A 3,481-nucleotide genomic window follows, 5' to 3' on the forward strand; every position below is an offset into this window, starting at 1 on the left:
CGGGTCCTCGCCCGGGTGGGACGAGGACCCGGGGCCACGGCACCGTGCGGCCGGCGCGTCAGTCGAGGGCTTCCATGTCCAGAACCGGTGGTGACCACGGCGCTGCGAGGAGGCCGCCCGGCTGGATCCCGTACCGTCGCAGGCGGTCGGCCTTCTCCTCCATCCCCTCGGAAGCGAGCAGCTCGACGGCCCGGCCCAGCGCCGAGGGGTGCCCGCCCTCAGCCTGTCGCAGGAGCCATTCCTCGGCCGCGCGGGGTCCTGCCTCGGCTCGAAGCAGGTGGATCGCCCGGTCCATCGGATCGGGTACGTCGGAGATCACTTCTCCCGGCGCCCCGAACTTCCGTTCGAGCAGGGCGGCGATCGCCCAAACGGAGAGATGCCTGCTGGTGTGCACCGCCCGGGCCGTCGCCCGAACCGCGCGCTGGTACTCCCGCAGTGCTTCCGCGTGGTGTCCCCGCGTTTCCAGCCACTGTGCGACACCGGACATCGCGTCGGGGTGGCCCTGTTCGGCGGCGCGGAGGTCCAACTCGTACGCCTCGTCGAACCGCCCCGACGTCTTCAGCCAACTGGCGAGGTGCCGCAACTGGCTGGTGTCGTCAGGGTCGAGAACTCCGATGAGATGGGCGATCCCCTCTTCGTGCCGCTCGACGTGCCACAGGACACGGGAAATCGTCCCGGGGGAGTCGAGCGCATCGGAGGCCGTCCTCCCGCGCAACCACTCCAGGGCCGGTTCGACGAGTGACTGCTCCGCGAGCCAGTCCAGTCCGGAGGAATCCGTTTCGGACTCGGCGGTGACGGCATGGTGGAGGAGTTCGTCGATCCGTCGTTCCTCCCGCGTCCCGGAGAGGAAGGCCGTGATCCACGGAAGGTCGGGATCCGATCCGACTGCGATCGACTTCCGCAGGAGGGCGTAGCAATCGTCGGTGAACCCGTGGCGAAGTAGCCACGTTCCGGCTGCCCGCGCGAACGATCCTTCGTTCTCGGCGGCTTGCCGCTGGATCCATTCGGCGGCGCTCCGCGGGCCGCGCGTGTCGGCCATGAGGTCGGCGAGCGTCAGCAGGGCCGACACGGATCCGCCCGTGACCGCGTCCGCCAGGTAGGGGAGTGCCGCATCCGCCTCGTCCTGAGCGATCAGGGCCCTCGCACGCGCTTCCCGGGAGTGATCGTCGCCCAGATCGACCCCCATCTCCCAGACATGCGCGGCCATGTCTTCCGCTCCGGTGTCCTCAAGACCCCTCGCGACGTCGTGAATGGACGGGATGTCACCTCGATAGGCGGCCGTGACGTAGTGGTCGGTGGCTTCCTGGTGGAATCCGGCTTCGGCGAGGAGCTCGGCGACGGCGCGGGCCGCAGCGGCGTCCCCGTTGGCGACCGCCTCGGCGCGGAGCCTGACTGCCGGGCCGTAGAGGAACCGGTCCGCGGCCTCCGCGGCGAGGGCCGGGCGGTCGGCCTCGGGCGCGTGCAGGACGAGGGCGTCCCAGAGGGAGGCCGTGCCGGCGCCGTCCTCCCGCTGTGCCCTGCCGGACTGCTCCAGGTAGTCGGCGAGCCGGTAGCGCGGCCGCTCGGGAGCCGCGTCCCCCGGGCGCGGTCGAATGCGGGTGAGCGGGCCGGGCGCCCCCAGGCACGGCGCCGTGGCATAGGCGAGTGCCGTACTGAACCAGTCGTCCGCGACCGAGTTCCACTGGTGGTCCGTCAAGTAGCCCGGCACGGCGCGTTCCAGCAATTCCTCGGGAATCGGTGATCCGAGGCCGAGGCGGCGGGCGTCGACGGCCGCGTCCATCAGGGCCCTTGCCGCGGGCCGGGCATGGCGGTAGCGCTCCAGGATGACCGGGGCGCCGGCCAAGTACTGTGTGATCATGCCGGATTCGGCGCGTTCCAGCGCCCGCCGGAGCCGGGAGTCACCGGCTGCCTCGGTTCGCAGCCTCGTCAGATCGGACGCGTTGAACGAATCCGGAACCTCGATGTCGTGGCCGCGGAGCAGTGCGCGGGCCTGGGCGTGGGGATCCTGGCCGAGTCCGCCCGGCGGGCATGTGAGCTCGTTCCATTCCCTGGGCCAGATCGTCGCCAGGACCAGGACCGGGGCGGCGCCTTCCCGGCGCAGCAGCGCCCGCAACGCCGCGGCGGCCCGGGAACCGACACCGCCCGGTGGCGTCAGCAGGTACTGCTGAAGGTCGTTCAGCCAGATCACCGTGCGAGGCGGTACGTGCGGCAGATCGGCCAGCAGCGCTTCGGCGGGGCTGGGCGAGATCGGATGCCACAGACGCCATCCGGGCGGGAGCCGGTGGATCAGCTCCCAGCAGGAGCGGGTCTTGCCCGTCGACGAGTCACCGACCAGTACGGCGAGGCTGCTGCTCCCCGCCACCGCCCGCGCGGCGACCTCGGCCAGAACGAGATCGTGCTCTCGCTCGACGTAGGCCGGCAGTGCGGGAACGATCTCGTCCGTCGACGGGGCGATGGCGCGGTGGACCTCCAGCTCGAACGGGTCCGTGAGCTGGTCGATGTGCCGCGTCAGAGGTCCTGGGGCTCCTCCGGGGATGGACTCTTCCGCTTCCAGCGGGCCGGGTCCCGTCGTCCTGGGTCCGAGCATGGCGAGCACATCGGCCACGCTGAGCAGTGACGGGAAGGCGTGTCGGACGTCCCTGTCGGCGTCCAGCATGGACCTGAGCTGGTCGGCGTGCCAGATCATGAACCCCTTGACCGCCAGGCCGACGCCGGATCGTGCGATGTCCGCCAGCCGTCCCGCCACATAGGCGTTGAGCCGGTCGATCCCGCCGGTTCGGGCGGAGGAGGACAGTTCGACGTTGCTGACGAAGACCAGGTGGTCGGGGAGGCGGGTGCGGGAGTGCCTCGCGGCGGCGTCCGCCCAGCAGTCGATCTCCTTGCGGATCTCCTCCCGCAGCCACAGCCCGTTGGCCTGCGGGGTCGACTTCGGCTTCACCTGGAACTTCGCCTGCAGGACGGTGAAACCCGTCCAGACCTCGGGCGTCGAAGCGATCCCGGAGAATGCCGCCGACCAGCGGATGGTTCCCTCGAAGGTCGCTTCCCGGCCACCGTCGGGTCCGTCGCCGAAGGCCTGGACGCCCGGCCCGAGAACCCTCCGGGCAAGGGCCACCACCATCTGTTCGAAAGCACGGGACCCGAGGCGGGTCAGGTCGTAGTCGGGCACGCCGACATCCTGGCAGAGCGTGCTGACAGCCAGTGGGCGCGGGGCTTGTGCGTCGGTTCAATTCCCGTTCCCCGCAAGGGAGTAAACGCCGGCGGCGTCGTTCCGCGAGTTGTGGTCGTACATCTTGTGCGATGTCATGATCCGGCTCACACTTCCGATTTGCGAACATGTGTGCACGGTCACATGGGCGCCCTTCACCCTTGCGCCTGCCGGGATCCCCGGCGGTCGGCGAGCTGGGCGAGCCGAGGTGCACCACGAAGCCGAGGTCGGGCTTGTCGAAGCCCATGCCGAGTGCGGAGGTGGCGACCAGCGCCT

1 protein-coding gene is annotated in these 3,481 nt (G+C 70.5%); it reads right to left on the bottom strand.

What is annotated here, in order from left to right; translation table 11 throughout:
* Nucleotides 1-58: 58 nt before the first annotated feature.
* Nucleotides 59-2,746, bottom strand: coding sequence for a hypothetical protein (locus ACIQOV_RS33185; RefSeq protein WP_401054448.1), 2,688 nt, complete (start codon nucleotides 2,744-2,746; stop codon nucleotides 59-61).
* Between the last annotated feature and the right edge of the window lie 735 nt (nucleotides 2,747-3,481).

Source organism: Kitasatospora sp. NPDC091257 (assembly GCF_044757675.1).
Classification (GTDB): Bacteria; Actinomycetota; Actinomycetes; order Streptomycetales; family Streptomycetaceae; genus Kitasatospora; species Kitasatospora lactacystinica.